Source organism: Pseudomonas sp. FW305-7 (assembly GCF_058786735.1).
The window spans coordinates 32433-53927 of sequence record NZ_JBYSZA010000021.1 but is presented as its reverse complement, the minus strand read 5'-3'; the positions used below and the strand labels follow the sequence as shown (position 1 = coordinate 53927).

Annotated in this window: 19 protein-coding genes; 6 read left to right on the top strand and 13 right to left on the bottom strand. The window is 61.2% G+C overall.

Annotation, left to right across the window (positions count from 1 at the left end; genetic code table 11):
* Positions 1–49: 49 nt before the first annotated feature.
* Positions 50–1384, bottom strand: a complete 1335-nt coding sequence (locus AC3WMT_RS22390) for a ferredoxin reductase domain-containing protein (RefSeq protein WP_103305260.1) — start codon at positions 1382–1384, stop codon at positions 50–52.
* Complete coding sequence (locus AC3WMT_RS22385; RefSeq protein WP_103305259.1) at positions 1381–2976, bottom strand: amino acid adenylation domain-containing protein; 1596 nt, start codon at positions 2974–2976, stop codon at positions 1381–1383. The genes AC3WMT_RS22390 and AC3WMT_RS22385 overlap by 4 nt, the downstream gene beginning before the upstream one ends.
* A gap of 269 nt (positions 2977–3245) precedes the next feature.
* Between AC3WMT_RS22385 and AC3WMT_RS22380 the strand changes: the two genes are divergently transcribed.
* Together AC3WMT_RS22380 and AC3WMT_RS22375 are read left to right on the top strand one after the other, a co-directional pair.
* A complete protein-coding gene (locus tag AC3WMT_RS22380; protein ID WP_103305258.1) occupies positions 3246–3752 on the top strand; it encodes a sigma-70 family RNA polymerase sigma factor in 507 nt (168 codons plus the stop codon).
* Positions 3749–4495 carry an anti-sigma factor family protein gene (locus AC3WMT_RS22375; protein ID WP_103305257.1) on the top strand — a complete coding sequence of 249 codons (747 nt, stop codon included), beginning with the start codon at positions 3749–3751 and terminating at the stop codon, positions 4493–4495. The genes AC3WMT_RS22380 and AC3WMT_RS22375 overlap by 4 nt, the downstream gene beginning before the upstream one ends.
* Before the next feature lie 106 nt (positions 4496–4601).
* Here AC3WMT_RS22375 and AC3WMT_RS22370 read toward each other — a convergent pair whose 3' ends face one another.
* The 7 genes from AC3WMT_RS22370 to AC3WMT_RS22340 all read right to left on the bottom strand — a co-directional run bounded on the left by AC3WMT_RS22370 (position 4602) and on the right by AC3WMT_RS22340 (position 11218).
* Positions 4602–5573, bottom strand: a complete 972-nt coding sequence (locus AC3WMT_RS22370; RefSeq protein ID WP_103305256.1) for a Csu type fimbrial protein — start codon at positions 5571–5573, stop codon at positions 4602–4604.
* Positions 5570–7927: a fimbria/pilus outer membrane usher protein gene (locus AC3WMT_RS22365; RefSeq protein ID WP_103305255.1), complete on the bottom strand. Its 2358-nt coding sequence runs from the start codon at positions 7925–7927 to the stop codon at positions 5570–5572. The genes AC3WMT_RS22370 and AC3WMT_RS22365 overlap by 4 nt, the downstream gene beginning before the upstream one ends.
* A gap of 244 nt (positions 7928–8171) precedes the next feature.
* Complete coding sequence (locus AC3WMT_RS22360) at positions 8172–8960, bottom strand: fimbrial biogenesis chaperone (RefSeq protein ID WP_103305253.1); 789 nt, start codon at positions 8958–8960, stop codon at positions 8172–8174.
* A 34-nt stretch (positions 8961–8994) separates the two neighbouring features.
* Positions 8995–9495, bottom strand: a complete 501-nt coding sequence (locus AC3WMT_RS22355; RefSeq protein ID WP_103305252.1) for a Csu type fimbrial protein — start codon at positions 9493–9495, stop codon at positions 8995–8997.
* Between the two features lie 4 nt (positions 9496–9499).
* A complete protein-coding gene (locus AC3WMT_RS22350; protein WP_103305251.1) occupies positions 9500–10036 on the bottom strand; it encodes a Csu type fimbrial protein in 537 nt (178 codons plus the stop codon).
* A gap of 20 nt (positions 10037–10056) precedes the next feature.
* Positions 10057–10590, bottom strand: coding sequence for a Csu type fimbrial protein (locus AC3WMT_RS22345; RefSeq protein ID WP_103305250.1), 534 nt, complete (start codon positions 10588–10590; stop codon positions 10057–10059).
* Between the two features lie 106 nt (positions 10591–10696).
* Positions 10697–11218, bottom strand: a complete 522-nt coding sequence (locus tag AC3WMT_RS22340) for a Csu type fimbrial protein (protein WP_475225611.1) — start codon at positions 11216–11218, stop codon at positions 10697–10699.
* Between the two features lie 285 nt (positions 11219–11503).
* On the opposite strand from AC3WMT_RS22340, the gene zapE reads away from it, so the two are divergent.
* Complete coding sequence (gene zapE, locus AC3WMT_RS22335) at positions 11504–12643, top strand: cell division protein ZapE (protein ID WP_103305248.1); 1140 nt, start codon at positions 11504–11506, stop codon at positions 12641–12643.
* 96 nt (positions 12644–12739) lie between these two features.
* Positions 12740–14053 (top strand): leucine-rich repeat-containing protein kinase family protein, encoded by a 1314-nt coding sequence (locus AC3WMT_RS22330; RefSeq protein ID WP_103305247.1) that lies wholly within the window; start codon positions 12740–12742, stop codon positions 14051–14053.
* A 123-nt stretch (positions 14054–14176) separates the two neighbouring features.
* Here AC3WMT_RS22330 and AC3WMT_RS22325 read toward each other — a convergent pair whose 3' ends face one another.
* The gene (locus AC3WMT_RS22325; RefSeq protein WP_038362748.1) at positions 14177–14881 is read right to left on the bottom strand and encodes a YebC/PmpR family DNA-binding transcriptional regulator; all 705 of its coding nucleotides are present in this window, start codon (positions 14879–14881) and stop codon (positions 14177–14179) included.
* A gap of 221 nt (positions 14882–15102) precedes the next feature.
* Between AC3WMT_RS22325 and AC3WMT_RS22320 the strand changes: the two genes are divergently transcribed.
* Positions 15103–16503, top strand: coding sequence for a type VI secretion system Vgr family protein (locus AC3WMT_RS22320; protein WP_103305246.1), 1401 nt, complete (start codon positions 15103–15105; stop codon positions 16501–16503).
* 6 nt (positions 16504–16509) lie between these two features.
* Here the strand turns inward: AC3WMT_RS22320 and AC3WMT_RS22315 are convergent, their stop codons facing one another.
* Both AC3WMT_RS22315 and AC3WMT_RS22310 read right to left on the bottom strand, forming a co-directional pair.
* Complete coding sequence (locus tag AC3WMT_RS22315) at positions 16510–17901, bottom strand: FAD-dependent oxidoreductase (protein ID WP_103305245.1); 1392 nt, start codon at positions 17899–17901, stop codon at positions 16510–16512.
* Between the two features lie 72 nt (positions 17902–17973).
* Complete coding sequence (locus AC3WMT_RS22310) at positions 17974–19299, bottom strand: MFS transporter (RefSeq protein WP_103305244.1); 1326 nt, start codon at positions 19297–19299, stop codon at positions 17974–17976.
* Positions 19300–19581: 282 nt separating this feature from the next.
* Between AC3WMT_RS22310 and AC3WMT_RS22305 the strand changes: the two genes are divergently transcribed.
* Positions 19582–20454, top strand: coding sequence for a LysR family transcriptional regulator (locus AC3WMT_RS22305; protein WP_103305243.1), 873 nt, complete (start codon positions 19582–19584; stop codon positions 20452–20454).
* A 121-nt stretch (positions 20455–20575) separates the two neighbouring features.
* Here AC3WMT_RS22305 and AC3WMT_RS22300 read toward each other — a convergent pair whose 3' ends face one another.
* Entirely contained in the window at positions 20576–21436 is an 861-nt protein-coding gene (locus AC3WMT_RS22300) for a LysR substrate-binding domain-containing protein (RefSeq protein WP_103305242.1), read from the bottom strand.
* Positions 21437–21495 lie beyond the last annotated feature (59 nt).

Below are 21495 nucleotides of genomic sequence, written 5' to 3'. Positions count from 1 at the left end.
TCATTTCATTCCTTGAAAAAAGTGCCTGTCAGAAAAACTTCGCAGCCTGTCAGGAATCCCAGATAGCGCCGTAGGCCGGTATGCCCCGAGCTTCCATTTCCTCGACCACGCGCTCAGTCAATGTCTGATTGGAGATGCAAATGACCGCTTCAGCGCCGAACGACTGTACGGCGGTATAAGCCAGGGTCACCAGATCGGGTTTTCCCCGCACGTCCGTGTCCCAGATCAGGGCGTCAGGCTGGGCTTCGAGGATTTCGTCCACCAGCGGATCGCCGTAGGTGGCTCTCGGACTGCGAGTCGACCAGATCAAGCGTATGGGCACTTGTCTGGCCAACAGATGTGGCAGCACCGGCCCGATACCGCTGCCGGTGGCGATATACACCACCGATTTGAACAGCGTTTCAATGTGCGCCACGCCGGCGGTGGTAATGCCCTTGACCCAAACATGCGTTGGCGCCTGCTCGATAAAAGCACCGGTCCAGTCGCCGGCACGGGAAATAATCAGTCGGAAACCGTCCTGCCCCGGCGCAGGAATATTGGCGAAGGAATGCCATTCCCACAGCGGATTACGGCTGATGGCCGTCGCGGACCCGGCAAACGGTGTGTGGTGACTGAAGTGGGCAATCACTGCATGTGACGAAGGCCGAACCAGACTGACCGGCACTTTTCGCAAATGCAGCCAGGGCAACGCGATGCTGAACGTCACCAGCAGCAACACCCAGAACGAGGCAGACACAGAAAGAACGTCCATCATCGCCGCCGTCGGATTCTGCTCTCGGGCAGACACCAGCGTCATCGCCCAGAACATCGCGAGCGCAGCCCATCCGGCAAAACGGTGAGTTCGTTCGAATGCATTGTGGAATCGCCCGCGAATGGCCGGCATGGCCATGATTGCCACCAGCAACATTAACCCTAGCAGCCCGCCACTCACTCCGATCAAGGTCAGCGAAACACCGCCCGGTCCCTGGAAACGCTGCCAGAGCATCGAACCGAACAACAACGCAAACCACGCAATCGCAGCCATCGCCCCACCGCTGTGCAGCCCGCCGAAGTGGAAGACCTTGGCCAGCGTTCGCCGAATCGCCAGCGGCCAGCTGGTGGGCGCCCGGGTTGCCAGCCAGAACAACAGATTGATGAGGTACTGCTGACGAATCAGTATGGCCAACGACAGGTTAGCCACCACCAGCCCGGACAGCGTCTGCAGATCCGCACCGGCGGTCGACCACCATTGCCCGGCCTTGATGCCGTAAACCAGCACGGCGATGTTGCAGGCCAGCACCAGCACCACCAGACGATTGTAATGCGAGAACATCGGCAGCGTTCCCAGGCGCCACCAGAGCACCCGTCGAGCAGGTAAAACGATGTTCAAATCAGGCCCGCTCATGCCTTCACCTGAGCATCGACGTCCGCATTTGACGTCTGATGCGCCACAGCCCACTCGAGCAGTAATCGCTTGTCGATTTTGCCCCGGGACGTCAGCGGAATCTCATCCACAGCGAGAATCAGCGAGGGCACACAATAATAGGCAAGCCGTGCTTCACAGCAGACTCGCGCCGCATCGACGTCAGTTGTGGCGGGATAGACGAAGGCTACCAGATGACGATTATCGAGCTTCAGTGCGACCGCGCGTTCACAGTTCGGCGCAGACTCCAGGACCGCAGACACCGAGTCGAGCTCAACCCGAAAGCCCCTGACCTTTACCTGATCATCGACACGTCCCAGGTGCTCAAGCTCACCGTCTGCCGTCCAGCGCCCCAGATCGCGGGTCCGGAACATCACGCGCCCCTGGCCCAGAAATGGGTCGGGCCGATAACGCTCACGGGTCAGTTGAGCATTGCCCAGATAACCCGCCGTCACGCAATCGCCGCCCGCCCACATCTCGCCCTGCTCACCCGGCTCGCAAAGTTGCCCTGCTTCATCGAGCACATACACCGTGTTGTTGGGCGTCGGTTTGCCAATCGTCAGTGCTCCCGAGCCCCGATAGTGCTGCATGGTATTGACGATCGTGGTTTCCGTCGGCCCACACGCATTGTAAAACGTGCAAATCGCTGCCCAGCGATCCGCCAACGGCTGTGGGCAAGGCTCACCCGCCAAAGCGACCACTTTCACTTGGCCACAACGAGCGGGGTCAAGCGTGGCAAGAATCGACGGAGTCGCGATTAACACGTCACACTGTTCAGCGGTCTGCGCGATGTCTTTGCCTCGGATCATGAGCGTCGCACCGTGGGCCAGACACCCCAGCACTTCCCAGGCCGCCATATCGAACGCGATGTTGAGGATCTGACCGACTTTCAACCCCGGTCGCATGCCGAGATTGCCGGGCTCGGTCAGCAGAATGTTGCAGACGTTGCGCTGAGTCACACGTACGCCGTTGGGCAGTCCGGTGGTGCCCGACGTAAACAATACAAAACACAGTGAGTCAGCTGATGATGTTGCGCCAAAGGTATTCAGTTCGTCCGCGGCGACACTGGCGACACGGATGAATTCATCCAGGTGAATGCAGTGTTGTGCCGTGGCCAGCGGAATCGCCGGCGCCAGTTCGGATAGCGTCAGGACTACCCGCACCTGGGCGACGTCCATGATGTGGCGTAATTGCGCAGCGGGGGTAATACCCACATGCTGCGGAATATAGGCGGCCCCGACTTTCAGCGTGGCCAGCATGCCCACCAGCATCGGAATCGACCTTTCGACGAACAGTCCCAGATGGTCGCCCGGTAACACGCCTTGTTTGAGCAAAACTGCGGCGAGTCGATTAGCCTGGCGGTTCAGTTCGCCGTAGGTGATGGAATGGCCCTGATGCCGAGCGGCGACAGCCTGAGGCCGGGCAAGGGCTTGTGCTTCGATTGCGCGATGAATCAACCTCGCGTCAGGCTCGACTTTTGGGCCGCAGCCAAAGCGCTGCCATGGGTTGGACTGAACTTTCAACCGGGAATCGAAGCCCCGTGTCGACCGGTTAGTTATCGCGAACGCATTCATTGGAAATTCCCTTTTCTGATTTCAACCATTTTCTGGTCACGTCCGTCATCGGTGGCCTTGGCTGCACCGGTAGAAAAACGCGCCTTTCAAATGTGTTGAGCAGGGAAATTGAAATCCATTACATGGACTACAACTCGCGGAGAGCCGTCATACAAAACGAAGGATAAAAACTTACAGCTACGAGGATGGAATAAGCTTCGCTGAGGGGCGTCTTCCTTCTCAACACTGTCTTTCTGGCTCAGGGTATTGCCTTCGATGAAAACCTCGGCATGAACGCACTCGATGAACAACTGCGTGAGCTGATCCCCAGATTGCGCCGCTTTGCCGTGTCACTGACACGCAACAGCAGCAGCGCCGACGATCTGGTGCAGGCGAGTCTGGAGCGCGCCCTGTCGGGTTGGGGCGACAAGCGCGCCGACGGCGATTTGTGTGCATGGCTGTTCGCGATCCTGTACCGCCAGTTTCTCGATGCCCATCGTCGTTCGCGCCGCTATGCGCGGATGCTCGAATTCTTCACCGGTCGCGACGATGCCGAACCTTCGGTGGAGCGCACCGTCATCGCCCAGTCGACCCTGCAAGCCTTCGACCGACTGCCCACCGAGCAGCGTGCCCTGCTGCTCATGGTCTCGGTCGAAGGCCTTTCCTACAAAGAGGTCGCCGAGATCCTTGGCGCCCCGATCGGCACCGTGATGTCGCGCCTGTCCCGCGCCCGCCAGGCCTTGCGCCAACTCAGCGACGGCGAAATCAGCAGTCCTTCTTTGCGGATACTCAAATGATCAGCCTGCCTCCCAACGAGCGTGACCTGCACGCTTATGTCGACCACCAGCTCAGCGATGCCGATCGGCGTGTGCTGGAGACCTGGCTCGCCAGCCATCCGGATGAAGCCGCGCAGGTTCGCGCCTGGCAACAGGATGCCCAGCAACTGCGCGCGGCGTTGAGTGGCGCGTTGCAGCAACCGATGAATCCAGCGCTTGATCCGGCGATGATTCGCCAGCGCCAGAAACGTCAGTCACGCCGTCATCTGGCCAGCGCCGCGGTGTTGCTGATCGCGGTGAGCGTCGGCGGTTTCAGCGGTTGGCAGGCTCGGGAAATGACCTTGGTGCGCTCCTCTGTATTACCCATGACCGACGCCTTGCAGGCTTATCGACTGATTGCTCAGCAAGGCATGCTGCCGGCGGATTACCAAATGGCAGGCGATGGCGATATGCAGCGCTGGCTCGACCGCTATTTCACGCAGGCCCGTCGTTTGCCGGATCTGACGGCGGCCGGGTTCCAACCGGTCAGCGGACGTCTGCTCAGCACCGATGAGGGGCCAGCGGCGATGGTGATGTATGAGGATGCGAGTGGGCACAAGGTGAGTTTTTACGTTCGCCCACCCGGCCCGAAAAACACCTTTTTGCCACGCGGCACCCGCAGTGACGGGGATTTGCAGGCCGAATACTGGTCGGGTGGTGGTTACAACTATGCGATGGTCAGCCCGGTTGATACACCGGCTGCCCCCCTGCTGAAACAGTTTTGAAACACAGCATGACCCTGTGGGAGCAACTGTCTTCACCCTGCCATTCGTCACCGCCATTCGGTGCCATCGCGGGCAAGCCCGCTCCCACTAGGGGTCGGCGCAAGGTTCAGAACCCCACATCCAGCACCACGTTGTCCAGATACGTCCCTGCCGGCGGTGTGGTCTGGTCGGTGTAGATCTTCGCGTTGTAATTGAAAATCTGGCTGCCAGTCCCGAGTCCATTGCCCGGATTGACCTCGGCATCGGTACTCGCCCGACGCGCGGCCCCGACACTGCCCCAGCGCGTCGTGCCGGCACTTTTGAAAATGTCATAAGCCAGATAGTTGCTCCCGGAAATCATCCGTCGTCGCCCACCCGCGCTGACCGGGTTTTGCCCGTCGCTCAGGCCCACAGTGTAGGCGCTGCCCTTGGTGCAGGCCAGGTTGATGGTCTGCCCGGTGACCGGTGTGAAGGCGCTGACCACCGGTGCGCTGCCGAACGCGATGTTTGGCGCCGTGATCGTGCAGTCGTTGGAGACGGTCAGGTTCACGGTCAACGTGGTAGTGCCGCTGTTGATGTCGCGCCCAAGGCAAATGGCGCCGATGCCGATACCCGAACAGTAATTCCAGTTCCAGAAGATGCTCAGGGTTTCGGTATACACCCCCGCTGCGACGTTGCTGCCGATGGTCGTCCCCAGGTAGAGCGGCACGGTTTTCGGCGTCGTACCGCCCAGCAGTCCCAAGGCATCGATGATGCCATTGCGGGCGAAGTCATACGCCGTGCCGCGAGTCAGCGGGTAACTGGTGCTGTTGTTGGCGTAGACCGTGTAACTGATGACATCGCCAGTGGGCCCGAGCAGTCCGCTCTGGGTCGACGAAACGGTGCCCCAGAAGTGGTCATTGCTGGTGAGCAGTGACAGCAAAGAGCCGGTGCAACTCAGCCCGCCATTGAGCGTGGAGCTGGGTTGCGATGTGGTGCGCACGGCAATCGAACTGAGCGTTCCGAAGGCCGCCGGCGTGGTACTGACCACCGAGCAAGCGGCCTGCGCCGCCCCCGGCGACAACAGCGCCAACCACAACAGCCAGCGTGCGCCGATCATTGGCACACCAGCGGGCCGATCAGCGGCACCTGATTCTGGTTCATGTCGACATTGAACTGCGCCTTGCAGGTTTTGCCGTCCGCCAGCGTAACTTGCAGCGAGTTCTGCGCTTGCAGGTTTTCCAGATAGACCAGGCCATCCCAACCGACCACGGTACGTGCGCCGCTCTCTTCATGCAGCACGCCTGCGCCCAACGGCAGCTCACGTTGCTGCGCATCGACCAGGACGATACTCGCGGCAATGATTTTGCTCAGCGGAAATTCCAGCAGATAACCGCTACCACGGCGTACCGCGATGCGCTGTTCAACATTGGGGCTGCGCACATTCGGCGGCAGGTTCAGCGGATCGATTTCGTACTTGCCACGGTAGTAAGCGCTGCTCCACGGCACCAGGAGATGACCGTTTTTATCGGTCTGGCCTACCTGCTGGTTTTCGTAACGCACCGGAATGTCGGCAAAACCATCGGTGCTGACCACCACAAAGGCATCGTCGATGCGGTTGGCGGCAAACACCTGCCGGTCCATCCACACCAGCGATCCACTGGCATCGGCCCAACGGGTTTCGGCGTCGGACGTGCCATACACACCGGCCTGCAACTGCACCGATTGCAGGCGCCAGGTCACGTCGGCCTGGCGATAATCGGCGCCATCACCCTTGGCGTACCCCAGATTGAAGCCGACCCCGCCCTCGGTCGGCACCGAGCGACTGTAGTTGACGCGCTGCTGGGTTTGCCCGGTCTTGCTGCGCTCGCTGCTGATCGCCAGGCTGCCACGCAGATCGAACGGGATCACCAGTTGCGCCTGCACAGCCCAGTTGCTGTCGCCGATCTCGCGGTTGGCCGACAGATAAAAACTGCTGTTGCGCCACAACGGTTTGCTCCAGCTCAGGTTGAGCAGGCGCGTACGGGAATCGTCGGCGGCACGCACATCGAAATAACCGGCACCGAGGCTGCCCCAGCGATCCAGGTTGAGGCTCAGCGTGGCCTGTTCGCTGCGGCGGCTGAGGCTGATATAGGGGCTGTCGACCACGGTCAGGTCAGCGTATTGATCGTGGCGTTGCAGGCGCTGGTAAGAAAAGCTGAAACGCTGATTGCTGTACTGATAACCGAGGCTCAATTGCTCGCCACCGTCTCCGTCGAAACGGCTCTGACTGATGGCACTGTTGAGCACGCCGAAATTGCCCAGGCGCAGGTTACCGCCGAGCCCGCCGAGGGTCAGGTTTTGCGCGGCTTCGGCATGGCTTTCCAGGGTAAAACTGTCGCTGACGCCGTAACGCAGGCTGCCGGAAGTGACGCCCGGCCCATAGTTGAAATCCTTCAGCGCGTAGTCGCGACGCAAGGTACCGGCCGCCACAGAAAAGTCGCTCAGGCCCTTTTGCAGCAAACTGCTGGTCACATAAAACGGCACCGTGGTCGACACCTGCCGCCCCAGTGCATCCGTGGTCACCACCACCGCTTCGCCGGCACCGTTGATGAACGGAATGTTGGTCAGCGTATACGGCCCCGGTTGCAGATCGGCGCTGCTGGATTTGTAGCCATTGATGAACAGATCCACCGAGGATGGCACCGCCGCCTCGCCGGCAAACTGTGGCAGCGGATAGGTCACCAGATCCGGGCGCACGGCAAAGTCGCGGGAGAATTGCACGCCCCCCAGGCGCACCGAACTGCTCCAGGGCAGCGCGCCGCTGATCACGTCGCCCGCCTCGTAGGTGAGCATTCGCTCGTCATCGGAGTAACGCCACGTGGTGTCGTAACGCAGGTAACCGTTGCTCATAGTGTTGAGCGAATCACCGGACAAGGTGCGCCGGTATTGCCCGGTATTGGACAACGTGCCCCAACTGTCGAACAGCCGCACCTCGTTCCACGCCGCCAGGTAGGTGCCGGCATCGTCGGTATCGTTGAGGTACAGGTCATAGTTGAACAGCGCGCCGAAACTGCTCAGTGCCGGCGTGCGCGGGTAGTTCTGACGATTGCCGATGAACTGCTCCGGCAACCACTCCGGTGGCACATCCAGCAGCAGGCGCTGGCCGACACTGTCGTAATCGCTGTGCAGCCCCGGCAGGCTGTCGAGGTCGACTTCGGCGCCAACACCGTCGGGCAGTTTCATGCCGGTTTCGCGTAACGCCGTGCTCGGCAGAAACAGCCGCCCGTCGCGCTGATCCACCGCCACCACACGTCCGGTATTCATCTGGTTGACCACCAGTTCGAGAAACAGCTGTGCATCGCTGACGGCCTCCATGCCGCTGGGAGGCGGCGGCAGTTCACCGGCCCCGGATGGTTGAACGAACACCAGGCAACACGCGCCGGTCATGAGCCACAACGGACGCTGAATACGGCGAGCCCATCCTGGGCTCATACGCGCTTTACGTCCGTCAATGGACTGATTCCTCCTGATACTTCCCTAGCCAGACTCATATCTCAGTGACACTACCCAACCCATGTGGCGAGGGAGCTTGCTCCCGCTCGGCGGCGCAGCCGTCGTAAACCAGTCACCCAAATCTAACTGAGACACTGCAGTCATCTGTTTTGGGGCTGCTTCGCAGCCCAGCGGGAGCAAGCTCCCTCGCCACAAAAAGCACAGCTAAAAAATCTTCGTCCGGCTACCGTGCCGGGCTGATGCTCTGCACCTGCGGCGCCCCATTGACCCGTACCTGCAACGCCGAATCAGCCGCCGCAGCACCTGGCGCCGGCCAGCGCATCACCGCGCCCGGCAACACATAACCGAGCAGTCCCTCGGCCAATGGCTTGCTCTGCCCGCCCTGCTTGATCGCCACGTCGGTCAATCGCGCATGCACCGCGCCCTGATTGCGCACCTCTACATATGGCCGCCCCTCCACGGCCACCGTGCGCCAGCTCAATTGCGGCAGGCCGATGCCTTTGGGATCTCGCGGGCGAGTGCTGTCCTCCTTGCTCCACAGCCCCGCGCCGTAGGCAAACAGCGGCACCGAATAGCGCATCTGGAAGCGGATGGCAGCGGCGGTCTTGCCGCCGTCAGCGGAGGCCGGTTGTGCGGACGGGATTTCGTCGATGATGATTCGATAAGCCAGTTCCTGCCCCGGCGGCACGTCTTTGGTGCGGGTCAGGCGCACCAGTTGTTTTTGCCCCGGCTCGATCTTCGCCACCGGCGGACTGCCAATCACGTCGCGTTGATTCTGGTATTGCTCCTCGAACCCGCTCTGGCTCCAACTGAACACGCGAATCTGCAGATTGGCGGTTTCGTTGCCGCGGTTCTCCAGCCATAACGCACTGGCCTGCTGATCGGCCTCCAGCACCGGGTCAATCGGCCAGATCAATACCGAACTGGCCGCCAGCGCGTTGCCGGTCCCAAGCATGACCAGCGCCAACATCGCGCACTGAACCAACGAATGCCGTGATGTAACTGACCCCATAGACCTGCTCCTTGTCGGCAATCCAGCCTTCGCCTCACCACGACAGTTGCACCTGCAACACGTCGCTGTACGTCCCCCCAGGCTGATTGCCCGGCAATTGCACCTGACCGTAAATCGGCAGGCTGATGTTGTTCGCATCGCTATAGGCCACCGCCACGCTCTGGCCGATGCCCAGGCTCTGGCTGTACGCCGCATCGCGAAACAGCGTATACGCCACCCGCGCGCTGCCACTGTTGATCTGCATGTGCCGGCCGCTGCTGTTGTACTGACCGCCATCGACGCTCATGTTCAGTGTCACCCCCGGTGTGCATTGCAATTGCACACCGCCGGTCAGCGCGACCTGCACCGTGCCGGTGGCCAGGGCCGAACGTGAACCGAAATTCAGCCCGCCATAGTTCGACACCCCACCGACCACCAGACACCCCGCCGTGACCGTGGCGCTGACCTGAAAGCTCTGACTGGTCGCAGCGGTCAGCGGCAGCGGCGCACTGCCCGCACAAAGCAGGAGCAGCGCGATGCAGCCTTGACGGCGCATGGCATCAGAACGTCAGTTCAACAGCGACAGTGTCGGTGTAGGTCCCTGCCGGCAAACCGGCCTTGCCCACCGCTTGACCGTAGATATTCACCGTTTGCGCCACGCCGGTGCTGGCGGCCAGATTGATCGTGCCGTCAATCGCCAACAGCTGCGAATGCCCGGCGTCGGTGTACAAGTCGTACGGCACATAATTGGCGACGCCGTCGTACAGCGCGCGCGTCCCCCCCGGTGACATGCCGTCATGGGAGCCCGCCCGGACCTTGACCGTCGGTGTGGTGCCACTGGAGCAGAGAATCGACAACGCCCCGCCACCACCGCCCAGCACTTGCCCGGTGGCCGTGGTGAACAGGCTGTTGGCGGTGCCGAAGTTCAACGCACCGAAGTTCAGACCGGTGGAGCCTCCGGCGCCGTTGACCTGACAGCTGCTGGTCAGGATCAGGCTCGAGGTGATCTGGCCGGTGACAGTGGTGGCGGCATGGGCACTGGAAAACAGTGCCAGACCAAGCAACGACAAACCTATCCTTGATGCATACATACGCATGGTTTCCGTCCTCTACGGGGTTACCAGTCGAGCGTCACCGTCAGGGTGTCGGTATAGACACCTGCCGGGACCGCGCGGGTATTCGCCACCACCGAGCCAAATACCGGGATCGGTATCTGCGCACCGCTGGTGACAGCGAAATTGTGTTGTTGACCGATGCTGTAGCTCTGACTGCCGGAGGCATCGAGAAACAACTGATAGGGAATGGTCTGGCGGCCGTTGCTCAGGCGCCGGGTGTTGCCGTCACCATGGGCGCCACCGTCGATGCTGACGGTGAAACCGGTGACCGAAGGGTTGCAGGCGACATTCAGTCTGCCACTGCTGTCACCATCGAGGCTGGCCTTGATCGGTGCGTTCCAGGTCGGGCCCTGAAGGCCGAAGTCAAGCTTGCCCAGATCGCTGACCGGGCTGGCGGGGTCGCTGGTGTTGGTCACTTCGCAGCCGGCAATGAGGATCAGCCGCGCATGAATCTGCCCGCTCACCGCCGCTTGTGCGTCGTCAGCGAGTAACGCGAGCGTACCTGCCGCCACGACCATCCAGTACTTGCCTGTCATTGTGTCCGTCCCTGCTCCTTGAGGAATGGCTCAACCACCACGTTCATTGCTGAACACCTTCCTTGCACAATCCGCATCCGGCGGATTGCCAATCACAACCTGGCGATCACCAGGTCACCGTCACCTTGACCAGGTCCGAATAACGACTGACCTTCGGAACCTCCGCCAGGCGCTCGATCCGCGCATACAACGGCAGCTCCACGGTGCCCGTGTCCGGCACTCGACCGCTGACGGGTACATCCACCACCAGTGGCACACGACGCGCGGCGTCCTGATACAAGCGGTACGGAATCGGCTTGCTGTCAGCCGCCCCGGCCATGTAACGGACTTCCCCGACACCGCCGTGCAAACCGCCATCGACGCGCAACTGATAAGGCGTGTCCGGGTTGCATTCCAGGCGCGGCAGCCGTTGATTGGTCAAGGCCGCTCCGAGTGGCCCGGCCGGGTCGTCGAGGCGCGCGGTACTGCCGAAATCAAGCACGCCGAGCTGCTCGATACCGGCCTCGCGCTGCTGGCCGATCAACTGGCAGCCGCGCTGCACATCGACACGTACCTCGACCTGAAGATCCGCCGCGTACACGGGTGCAACACACGCACCCAGCAGGCCCATGACCACCCGTAGATTCACTGCCCGGTTCCTTGTCAGCGATCACTTGCGTTGTCGTTACTGTGTTTCAGGTTAGCAACGGACGGCGATTGCGCCAGTCGATTGGATCCATGGACAGAACGGGATATGTTTCGAAAGATTGGCAACAGGCCGAATCATCTCGCTGAAAATAGCTGTACGGGCCGCACAATATTGTTCACTGACCGCCCACTTTCCAGCGACGGCACTGGAGCGTCCGTTGCACGTCTGGTTACACTGTGCCGCCGCGCTCCCGGGCGCCGGATTGATGACTCGGAGTGACGCAGCGTGCCCGCCCAACCACCGAAACGATCACGCCTGACCCAGCGCTGGCCGGCGTTGCGCCGCCTGTTCGGCAGAGGCCTGCCCGCCAGCGCGGGGCATGACGCCAGTGCGCAGTCGATCCGCGATTACTTCGGCAACAAGGCCCGCAGCCAGGGCTACACCCTCAGCCATGCCCAGCAGCGAGTGATCGATTGCATGGCGCAGCAGGCCAGCCTGCTGTTCGGCGCGTCAACGCACACCCCGCAGAGCCTTTATCTGCACGGAGCGGTCGGACGCGGCAAGAGCTGGTTACTGGATGGCTTTTTTCAGGCACTGCCAATCACGCAGAAGCGGCGCCTGCATTTCCATGAATTCTTTGCGCAACTGCATCAGGGCATGTTCCGCCATCGCCGGGAGGACGATGCCTTGGCCATCACCCTCGACGAGCTGTTGCAGGACTGTCGGGTGCTGTGTTTCGACGAGTTTCACGTGCATGACATTGGCGATGCGATGCTCATCACGCGGTTGTTCAAGGCGTTGTTCCAGCGCGGCATTCTGCTGTTGCTGACCTCCAACTATCCGCCTCAAGGCTTGCTGCCCAATCCGCTCTATCACGCGCGTTTCAAACCGGTGATCGAGCTGATCAACGCACGCATGCAGGTCATGGAAGTGGGCGGCCCGCACGACTACCGCACTCTGGCGCACAACCATGCGCATCAACTGTTCACTCAGGGCCAGTACGTGTGGCCAGCCACGTCAGCGCAGCGTCAGGCCTTGAGTCTGCCAGCAGAGAATGCGCCAGCCATTTCGTTAGTGGTCGCCAATCGGCCGTTTCAGGCGCGGCTGCATGACGATCGACGTGTGGTTTTTACCTTCGCCGATCTGTGCGAACAGCCGACGGCCGTGGTGGATTATCTGGAGTTGTGTCGGCGTTTCGACCACTGGATCATCGACCACCTGCCGCTACTGGACGGGTGCTCGATCGCCACACAACAACGCTTCATCAACGTGATCGACGTGCTGTACGACCAGGACAAACACCTGACATTGCTGAGTCGACTGCCGTTGCACGAAAGCCTGGCGGGCGACGCCATCGACCTGGCCCGCACCCGCAGCCGACTGGGCCAGTTGCAGCACCTGACAACCACCGCAGCCCACTTGTAGGGTTTCAGCGCAGTTTCGCACTCGGGTCTGCGCCGGGCAGGCATCTGCCGTTATCATGTCGCCCATTCTCAGCGACCCTCTATTGCGAATACCTTCATGCATACCCTTGCTCAATTGCGCGCCGGCGAATTGTCGGGCATTAAACGGCTGGATCTGGCCTGTGGCCTGACCGAGTTCCCGTCGCAGATCTTCGACCTGGCCGACACCCTTGAGGTGCTCAATCTCAGCGGCAACGCCTTGAGCAGCCTGCCGGATGATCTGCACCGCCTGACCCGGCTGCGTGTGCTGTTCTGCTCCGACAACCAGTTCACCGAACTGCCAGCCTGCCTCGGCCAATGCGCAGCGCTGAGCATGATCGGCTTCAAGGCCAACCGCATCGTCGAGGTGCCCGGCGCAGCGCTGCCGCCCTTACTGCGCTGGCTGATCCTCACCGACAACTGCATCGAAACCCTGCCGGACGAACTCGGCGAGCGCCCTTACCTGCAAAAACTCATGCTGGCGGGCAATCGCCTGCAATCGCTGCCCGCATCTTTAAGCGGTTGTCATCGCCTGGAACTGATCCGCATCGCCGCCAACCGCCTCACCGAGTTGCCCCCGGCGCTGCTGACATTGCCGAGCCTGACGTGGCTGGCCTACGCGGGTAATCCGCTGGAAACCGAGGCCGATGCCGCCGCCCTTGAAGCCACACCGCTGATCGACTGGTCGGCGCTGCGTCTGGAGCAACAACTGGGCGAAGGCGCCTCCGGGGTGATTTCCCGGGCGATCTGGCAACGCGCCGACGGCTCGCAGCAGCCGGTCGCGGTGAAACTGTACAAAGGCGAGATGACCAGCGACGGCTCACCGCTGCATGAAATGAACGCCTGCATCACCGCAGGATTGCACCCGAATCTGATTCGCGTGGAAGGTCGTATTCATGGCCATCCCGACGGCCAACAGGGTCTGGTGATGCAACTGATTGATCCGAGCTTTCGCAACCTCGCGGCATTGCCGAGCCTGGTGTCATGCTCGCGGGATGTCTATGCCGAGGATTGCCGCTTCACTGCCGAGGTGGCGCTGAGCATTGCCAAGGGCATCGCTGCGGCGGCCGAGCATCTGCATCAGCAAGGCATCACCCACGGCGATCTCTATGGACACAACATTCTGTTGAACGATCAGGGTGAGTGTTTACTGGGGGATTTCGGCGCGGCGTCGTTTCATGCCACCACGGACAACCTCGAAACGCGTGCGCTGCAACGCATCGAAGTAAGGGCGTTCGGGGTTTTGCTTGGGGAACTGCTGGCGCGGATCGACTCAGGGTTGAGCGATGAACGGCGTGCGGTGCTGGAAGCACTGGAGCAGCGCTGCTGTCAGGCGGATGTGCTGGCGCGGCCGGGGTTCAATGAGGTCGTGCAGCAATTGCAAAATCTCTGATTCATACAACACCTGTGGCGAGGGAGCTTGCTCCCGCTCGGCTGCGCAGCAGTCGTCGCTTTGGGACGGCTTCGCCACCCAGCGGGAGCAAGCTCCCTCGCCACAGGTCAGTTTTGAAACAAATCAGCCAGCCAGACCGACGAACATATCCTGCACGTCGTCATGGTTGTCGAGGCCTTCAAGGAACGCTTCAACTTCAGCCATCTGCTCATCGCTCAAGCCGCTGACCGGGTTCTTCGGCTGGTAGCCCAGCTTGGCCGACAGCACGGTGAAACCTTGTTCCGGCAGGGCTTTCTGCACCGAATCGAGGTCGGTCGGATCGGTCAGGAACAGGGTCGCGCCCTCTTCACCGGGTTCAAAATCCTGGGCACCGGCTTCGATCGCGGCCATTTCCGGATCGGCGTCCGGGGTGTCCGGCGACGCTTCGATCATGCCCACATGGTTGAAGTCCCAGGCCACCGAGCCCGAAGCCCCCAACTGGCCCTTGCGGAACGCCACGCGGATTTCCGCGACGGTGCGGTTGATGTTGTCGGTCACGCACTCGACGATCAGCGGCACCTGGTGCGGGGCAAAACCTTCGTAGGTCACGCGATGGTATTGCACGGTTTCGCCCAACAGACCGGCGCCTTTCTTGATGGCGCGATCCAGGGTTTCCTTCGGCATCGAGGCTTTCTTGGCCTGTTCGACCACCAGACGCAGGTGTGCGTTGGTGGTGGTATCGGCACCGTTGCGGGCAGCAATGGTGATTTCTTTCACCAGTTTGCCGAAGATTTTGCCCTTGGCGTTGGCTGCCGCTTCTTTGTGTTTAACCTTCCACTGTGCGCCCATTACTCACTCTCTTGATCTGTGGCGCCGAGACATCTATTGGCCGACGCGTGCCGGCCAGTTTATACGGCCTAAAGTCGGCAATCGACCAAAAAAATCCTATGTGGAATCGACTTCTTCACCAGAGCTTGTAGGGCGATTCTGAAAAACCCCTTTGACATAACCATTCCGCGCTGGGGTTTCGTACCCTCTGAGACCCGTATTGCCTGACAGAGCCTGTGCGAATGCTCAATGACAAGGAAAGTCCGTTCACCCTCACCCTGACTGATAGCGGATTGTGCCTGCCGGTATTGCGCTTTCACGGCGAGGAAGCGCTCAACCAGCCCTATCGCTTCGACATCGAACTGATTGGCCTGGCGCCCGCCGTGACGCCGGGCGCATTGTTGCAGCAACCTGTGTTTCTGCGCCTGAACGACCAGCATGGGATTCACGGCGTGGTCCGCAGTGCCAGTTGCGAACACCGCGGTACTCACCGGATCGGCTACCGACTTGTCGTGGTGCCAGCCCTGCAAAAGTTGGCGCAACCGAGCAAACGGCGTGTGTTCGTGCAACTGAGCGTGCCGCAGATCCTGCAGCAGTTGCTCGATGAAAATACCCTGCCTGACGATGGCTATCGGATTGAAATGACCGTGGGCCACTACCCGGCACGGCCGTTCTGCATCCAGTTCGACGAAAGCGATCTGGCGCTGCTGCACAGGCTTTGCGAAGAGGAAGGCATCCACTATCACTTTGAACACCGGGCGGACAGTCACATTGTCGTGTTCGCCGATGACAGCTTGAGCCTGCCGCAGGAACCGGCGCTGCTGCCGTTCACCGATGATGCGCAAGTGCCGTTGCCCAGTGTCAGCGCGCTGTACCAGCATCACCACGCCGCGCCCATTGCGACACTGCATGCCGTGCGCAATCGAGGGCCGCAGGCAAGCAGAGAAGCGGCCGCCAATCAGACCCCGGCCAATGCGCAAGCAACCCTGCCGTCACTGGAACAACGCCACAGTGAACAACGCAGTCGTCGCCACCTGGAGCGCCAACGTTGTCAGCACCGTTCGATCAATGGTCGCAGCGACTGCATCGGTTTACTCAGCGGACATTTGCTGCAGGTGACGGAGCACCCGATCAACAGCTTCAACGAACAATGGCGGATCACCTCCATCCGCCACCAGGGTCAGCACCCATCGATTCTTGACCCGCGTCCGAGCGAACATCGCTATCACAACGACTTCACCGCTCAACCCTGGTCAAGCGACTTCCGCCCGCCGCTCAAACAACCGCGCCCCGGCATCGCCGGTTATCATCTGGCGCAAGTGCTTGGCGCGACGGGGCATCCGGCGCGACTCGATGAACAAGGGCGCGTCGCCGTCAGATTGTGGCCTGCGCAACCATCGTCAACCGCCGATAGCGATGCAATCTGGCTACCTGTCGCCATGACCCGAGCCAACGGCCGAGTGGCGCCCGATGACTTGCCTTGTGCAGGCAGTGAGGTATGGGTGAGTTTTCTTGATGGCGATCCGGACCGACCGATTCTATGCCTGGGCACCCAGCGCAATCCGCCGCCGCACAAAACACCGCCCCTGCACGACGACAGCTTATTGCTCGACTGGCTGCTCAATCAGCCGCACTCCCTGTAGGCGCCGTCAGCCCTTGTCGGCCTTGCCCGCCGCCGCTGCAAATTTCGCCAGGCGTACGTCCAGATGCCGGGGGCGCCGGCCATGATCTTCAGCGCGCTCCTTGCGGCGGATGGCGTTGCGCACCATCAGCGAGCCGAGGTAGCGGATCGGCTCCGGCGGAAAATACCCCAGCGGCCCGTTGACCAGTGGTGAGCGGGACCACGGGTTATCCAGGCCCTGCACCAGCGACGCGAGAATCTGCCCGCCCATGTGACACGGGCCGACACCACTGCCGGAGTAACCAAAGCCGTAAAACACATTGCCGCTATTGCTCATCTGGCCAAAGAACGGCAAACCGGTGACCGAGCGATCCGAGGGCCCATTCCACGTCGCATCGATTTTTACTTCGGCAAACGCCGGGAAAAAGTCGCCGAGACTGCGCTTGAGCAAGCCCGCATACGGCGATGGCTGATCGAACACCGGCAGCATTCGCCCGCCATAGGCAAAGGTGTTGCCGCCCTTGCCGAGCATGATCCGGCCGTCAGCGGTGTTGTGGTAGTAGTGCACGAAAATCCGCGAGTCGAGTACGGTGACGCCACTGGTCAAACCGATGTCCTGCAACAGATCCGGACGCGGTTCGGTGATCAGCATGTCGCTGGAGACAATCGCCACACTGCGTTCGAACTGTGGAAAGGCACGGGCCATCCACGCGTTCATCGCCAGCACCACACGGTCGGCGATGACGTTGCCGTTCGCCGTCTGGATCCGCGCCGGGCGCCCTTCTTCGAGGCCGGTCATCGCCGTGTTTTCGTGGATCTTCACCCCCAATTGCAACGCCACCCGGCGCAATCCGCGCACCAGTTTGCCCGGTTGCACACTGGCCGCCGCTGGCGAAAACCAGCCTTCCAGATGCTTGCTCGACCCGGCCATGCGCTGCACATCGGCGACCGGACGTTGGCTGAACGAGTTGATGCCGTTGCGCTCAAGCGCCGCGATCACTGCATCTGTCGAGCCGACCTGCGCCTGATTGGTCGCGGTGTACAAGGTGCCGTCGAGACGGTATTCGGCATCGACGCCGTACTGTTCGCAGAACTCGCCGATGGCATGAATGCTGCGCTCGGACTCCTTGACCAGGCGCACTGCTTCCTCAACACCGAACAAGCGCTCGAGGGTGAAATACTTGGCCGACCACGACAGCGCACAGCCGCCATTGCGGCCACTGGCGCCGGCGCCGCAGATGTCGGCCTCGATCAACAGCACATCGAGTTCGGGGTTCTGTTGCTTGAGCATGATCGCCGTCCACAACCCGGTGTAACCACCGCCGACGATGCACACATCGGTGCGGACTTCGCCTTGCAGAGGTGGGCAAGTCGCCGACGTATCGGCCTGCAAGGCCTGCTCCAGCCAAAACGGTCTCATGGGTTTTCTCCAGTCAGTGGGCCACGGCACAGCCTGCCGCGAACGCCGCAGCAGGCCACGAGGCAAGGGTTTTCAGGTACGCAGCGGTTTGATCGTCAGCCGGCAATTGGGAATTGAGGCGCGCGGCTCCATCAGGCCAACCGGGCGGCTGTTCCAGTGTGGAATCAGCACCAGCGCCGAGAACAGCGCGCAACCGGCGAAGACGATGAACACCGTCACCGAATCGAAGTACCCAGGCAGCAAGCCACCGAGCACCGCGCCGACCGAGCCGCAGCCGTTGACGAATCCGGCCGCCGTGGCGCCCGCCTTGGCTTTGCCGAAGTCGATGGCGGCCGCGCCGCTGATCATCGAGTCCGGGCCGTAGAGGGTCAGGCCCATGACAAACAGCAGCGCCACCACCAGCAACACGCTGCCGGTGTGTAACGCGCCCATGAACAACGCCAGCGTCACGGTCAGTGCCAACAGACTCAGCACGCAGGCCGGCATGCGCCGGGCGCCGAAAAGTTTGTCCGAAGCCAGACCGATCATGATTGGCCCGAGCAACCCGGCCAGTTCAAAAGACGTGGGAATGATCGCCGCGCCAACCTTGCCGACGCTGGGCATTTGCTCGAAAACGATCACCGGCCCCCACAACAGAATCGCGTAACGCGCCGGTTTCAGCATGAAATACGCAAGACCCAGCACCAGCACCGTGCGGTTGCGCAGGATCTCCTTCAACGGCTCCCACACACTGAGTTTACTGTTGGCTTCGGCCTCTTCAGCACTCAGTTCCGGCTCCGGTTCCACCGCTGGCAGGCCGACGTCTTCCGGTTTGTCGCGCTGGAAGATAAAGAACAGAACAGCCACCACCGCCACCACCACCGCGCTGGAGATAAACGCCGCGTGCCAGGTACCGACGAGCGTGTACGCCCACCAACCGGCGAATGGCGACGCCACCAGACCGCCAAAGGCGTAGCAGGAACTCCACAACCCGAGCACGCGCCCGCGCTGCTCGGAAGGGAAAAAACTGCCCAGGTTTTTACACAAGCCCGACCATCCGGTGGACTGCGCCAACCCCTGGATCAACATGCAGGTGGCGAAGATCGGCAACGTCGCAAAACTGCCCATCACCAGCGCCGCCGCCGCGGAGATCAGCAAGCCACCGAGCACCACGACCCGTGGGCCAAAGCGGTCGGCGAGCATGCCCCAGGTGAATTGGCCGATGGCGTATGCCGCCAGATAGATCGCATCGAGGTTGGCCATGGCCATCTTGTCGAGCATGAACGTCGGGTCTTCGCCGATGCCCAGTTTGGCCACCGAGAACGCTTTGCGAGTGAAGTAGAAAGCGGCGTATGCAAGCCAGGTGATCGCGAAAATCTGCATGCGCCAACGCGCAATGGTGCCGATGTGCTTGTTCATGGTGGTTCTGACCTCAGGGTGTGAGTGTGCCGGCAGAATCGTTGAGTAAACGCCTGTGTTTTTTATTGTTGAGCACTGCGATATCACCCCATCCCTATGGCGATACCGGTCAGATGAGTCCTGCTTTTGCACACGCAGGCTCATCGCCAACCCTGCTGTCCGAGCGGGCAGTCAGCGATGGCGTGAGCGGATCAAAGCAATTACTGTTTAATAAATAAAATCGATTTATCGTATTTCACACATAAGCTCAGCTTGTTACTGACCGTTTAATCAGGAGCCACCATGTCTGTCTCCCACGCTCAGCTCAAAGCGTTTCATGCCGTGGCCGTACACGGAAGCTTCACCAAAGCCGCCGAGCGGCTTTTCCTCACGCAACCGGCGATTTCCGACCAGGTGCGCAAACTGGAAGAGCGCTTCGGCGTTCTGCTGTTTCATCGCAATAAACGTTCGGTACGCCTGACGGATCTGGGCGAGCGCTTGCTGGCGATCACCCAGCGCCTGTTTGTGATTGAAGCCGAAGCACAGGAATTGTTGCAGGAGTCCCAGGCCTTGCAGACCGGCAGCCTGATTCTGGCGGTGGATGCGCCGGTGCATGTGCTGCCGCAGATCGCGCGATTTTGCGAGCGCTATCCGGGGATCAGCGTGAAGATCGAGACCGGCAACACCGATGAATCACTGTTTCGGCTGTTCAACTATCAGGCCGATCTGGCGCTGCTGGGCCGCGATGTCAGTGATGAGCGCTTGCTCTGCGTGCCACTGCGCAACGATCCGATGGTGGCGTTCGTGTCGCGCAATCATCCGTGGGCCGAACGCGAGTCGATCTGTCTGGCGGACCTCGACGACACGCCGCTGGTGTTGCGCGAACATGGTTCGGTGACGCGGCAGACGCTGGAAGAGGAAATGGCCCGGGCCGGATTTCGCATACGCCCGGCCATTCAGGTCGAAGGCCGGGAAGCGGCACGCGAGGCGGTGGTGGTGGGGATTGGTGTCGGGGTGGTGTCGGCGGCGGAGTTTGGTGCGGATTCGCGGGTGTGCGCATTGCCGATCATCGATTGCACCCGGCGCTTGACCGAGACACTGGTGTGTTTGCGCGAGCAGAGTTCGCGGCGGGTGGTGGCGACTTTCCTGGAGATGGTCCGCGAGAGTCTTGTGTAATCAGGACCTGCCCCATCGCTGGCAAGCCACTCCCATAGGGATTCAGCCCGTTCACACATTTTGTGTACACCAGAAAAACCTGTGGGAGCTGGCTTGCCAGCGATGAATGCGCCACGGTGTATCAGACTGGTGCGAGACCAAAAAAAGCCTGAATCAAGCGCAACTCCCGTCGCCGCTCCATGCAGCCGATCATGTGCCGATTGACCAGTCCCTCGCCAACAATCGGAATCGCTACCACTCGCGGGTCATGGCTGACTTCCACCGAGGACACCACGCCCACCCCCAGTTCCGCCGCCACCGCTTCCGTTACTGCCTCGCGGCTGTCCAGTTCCAGCAACACCCGCGGCTGGATCGACGCCTGCGTACAGGCCTGGTCAAACGTGCGCCGGGTAATCGAACTCGGCTCACGCAGCACCATGATCACTTGATCCAGCTCTTTGAGTTTCACGTCTGAAGCGCGCGCCGCCCACGGATGCCCTGCCGGCACCAACGCGCAAATCCGCGACTCGCTCAGCGCCTGCAAATGCAGGCCTTTACGCGGTTCGACTTCGGTCAGCACGGCCACGTCGGCGTGTTCGGATAACAGCGCCGCCAGGGTTTCCTGCGCATTGCCCAAGCGCAGATTGACCGTGATCCCCGGATAGCGCGCACGCAGACTGGCGAGCATCGGCATCACCATGTGCGGGCCATCCGCCGCCACTTCCAGCCGCCCGGTGAGCAATTGCCGGTTGGCTTCGAGCATCGTCTGCGCTTCTTCCGCCAGCCCGAACATCGCCCGGGTAATGGCCGCCAGTTTGGTGCCCTCCTCCGTCAGTTCCACCCGTCGCGCAGTGCGTCGCAGCAAGGTGATCTGGTAGTGCTCCTCCAGCGCCTTGATGTGTCCGGTGACCGCCGGTTGGCTGATAAACAGGCGCGCGGCGGCACGGGTGAAGCTGCCCTCACGGGCCACGGCATCAAAGGCGCGAAGCTGGAACAGATTCATGAATAACTCTCACTGATGGTTGGCATAACAACAAACAATTTGATTGATGCAACGGCGAA

Bases quoted from the DNA above. Each gene is read 5' to 3' on its own strand.
- AC3WMT_RS22390 (WP_103305260.1), bottom strand. From the start codon at position 1,384: ATGAGCGGGCCTGATTTGAACATCGTTTTACCTGCTCGACGGGTGCTC.
- AC3WMT_RS22385 (WP_103305259.1), bottom strand. From the start codon at position 2,976: ATGAATGCGTTCGCGATAACTAACCGGTCGACACGGGGCTTCGATTCC.
- AC3WMT_RS22380 (WP_103305258.1), top strand. From the start codon at position 3,246: ATGAACGCACTCGATGAACAACTGCGTGAGCTGATCCCCAGATTGCGC.
- AC3WMT_RS22375 (WP_103305257.1), top strand. From the start codon at position 3,749: ATGATCAGCCTGCCTCCCAACGAGCGTGACCTGCACGCTTATGTCGAC.
- AC3WMT_RS22370 (WP_103305256.1), bottom strand. From the start codon at position 5,573: ATGATCGGCGCACGCTGGCTGTTGTGGTTGGCGCTGTTGTCGCCGGGG.
- AC3WMT_RS22365 (WP_103305255.1), bottom strand. From the start codon at position 7,927: ATGAGCCCAGGATGGGCTCGCCGTATTCAGCGTCCGTTGTGGCTCATG.
- AC3WMT_RS22360 (WP_103305253.1), bottom strand. From the start codon at position 8,960: ATGGGGTCAGTTACATCACGGCATTCGTTGGTTCAGTGCGCGATGTTG.
- AC3WMT_RS22355 (WP_103305252.1), bottom strand. From the start codon at position 9,495: ATGCGCCGTCAAGGCTGCATCGCGCTGCTCCTGCTTTGTGCGGGCAGT.
- AC3WMT_RS22350 (WP_103305251.1), bottom strand. From the start codon at position 10,036: ATGCGTATGTATGCATCAAGGATAGGTTTGTCGTTGCTTGGTCTGGCA.
- AC3WMT_RS22345 (WP_103305250.1), bottom strand. From the start codon at position 10,590: ATGACAGGCAAGTACTGGATGGTCGTGGCGGCAGGTACGCTCGCGTTA.
- AC3WMT_RS22330 (WP_103305247.1), top strand. From the start codon at position 12,740: ATGCATACCCTTGCTCAATTGCGCGCCGGCGAATTGTCGGGCATTAAA.
- AC3WMT_RS22325 (WP_038362748.1), bottom strand. From the start codon at position 14,881: ATGGGCGCACAGTGGAAGGTTAAACACAAAGAAGCGGCAGCCAACGCC.
- AC3WMT_RS22320 (WP_103305246.1), top strand. From the start codon at position 15,103: ATGCTCAATGACAAGGAAAGTCCGTTCACCCTCACCCTGACTGATAGC.
- AC3WMT_RS22315 (WP_103305245.1), bottom strand. From the start codon at position 17,901: ATGAGACCGTTTTGGCTGGAGCAGGCCTTGCAGGCCGATACGTCGGCG.
- AC3WMT_RS22310 (WP_103305244.1), bottom strand. From the start codon at position 19,299: ATGAACAAGCACATCGGCACCATTGCGCGTTGGCGCATGCAGATTTTC.
- AC3WMT_RS22305 (WP_103305243.1), top strand. From the start codon at position 19,582: ATGTCTGTCTCCCACGCTCAGCTCAAAGCGTTTCATGCCGTGGCCGTA.
- AC3WMT_RS22300 (WP_103305242.1), bottom strand. From the start codon at position 21,436: ATGAATCTGTTCCAGCTTCGCGCCTTTGATGCCGTGGCCCGTGAGGGC.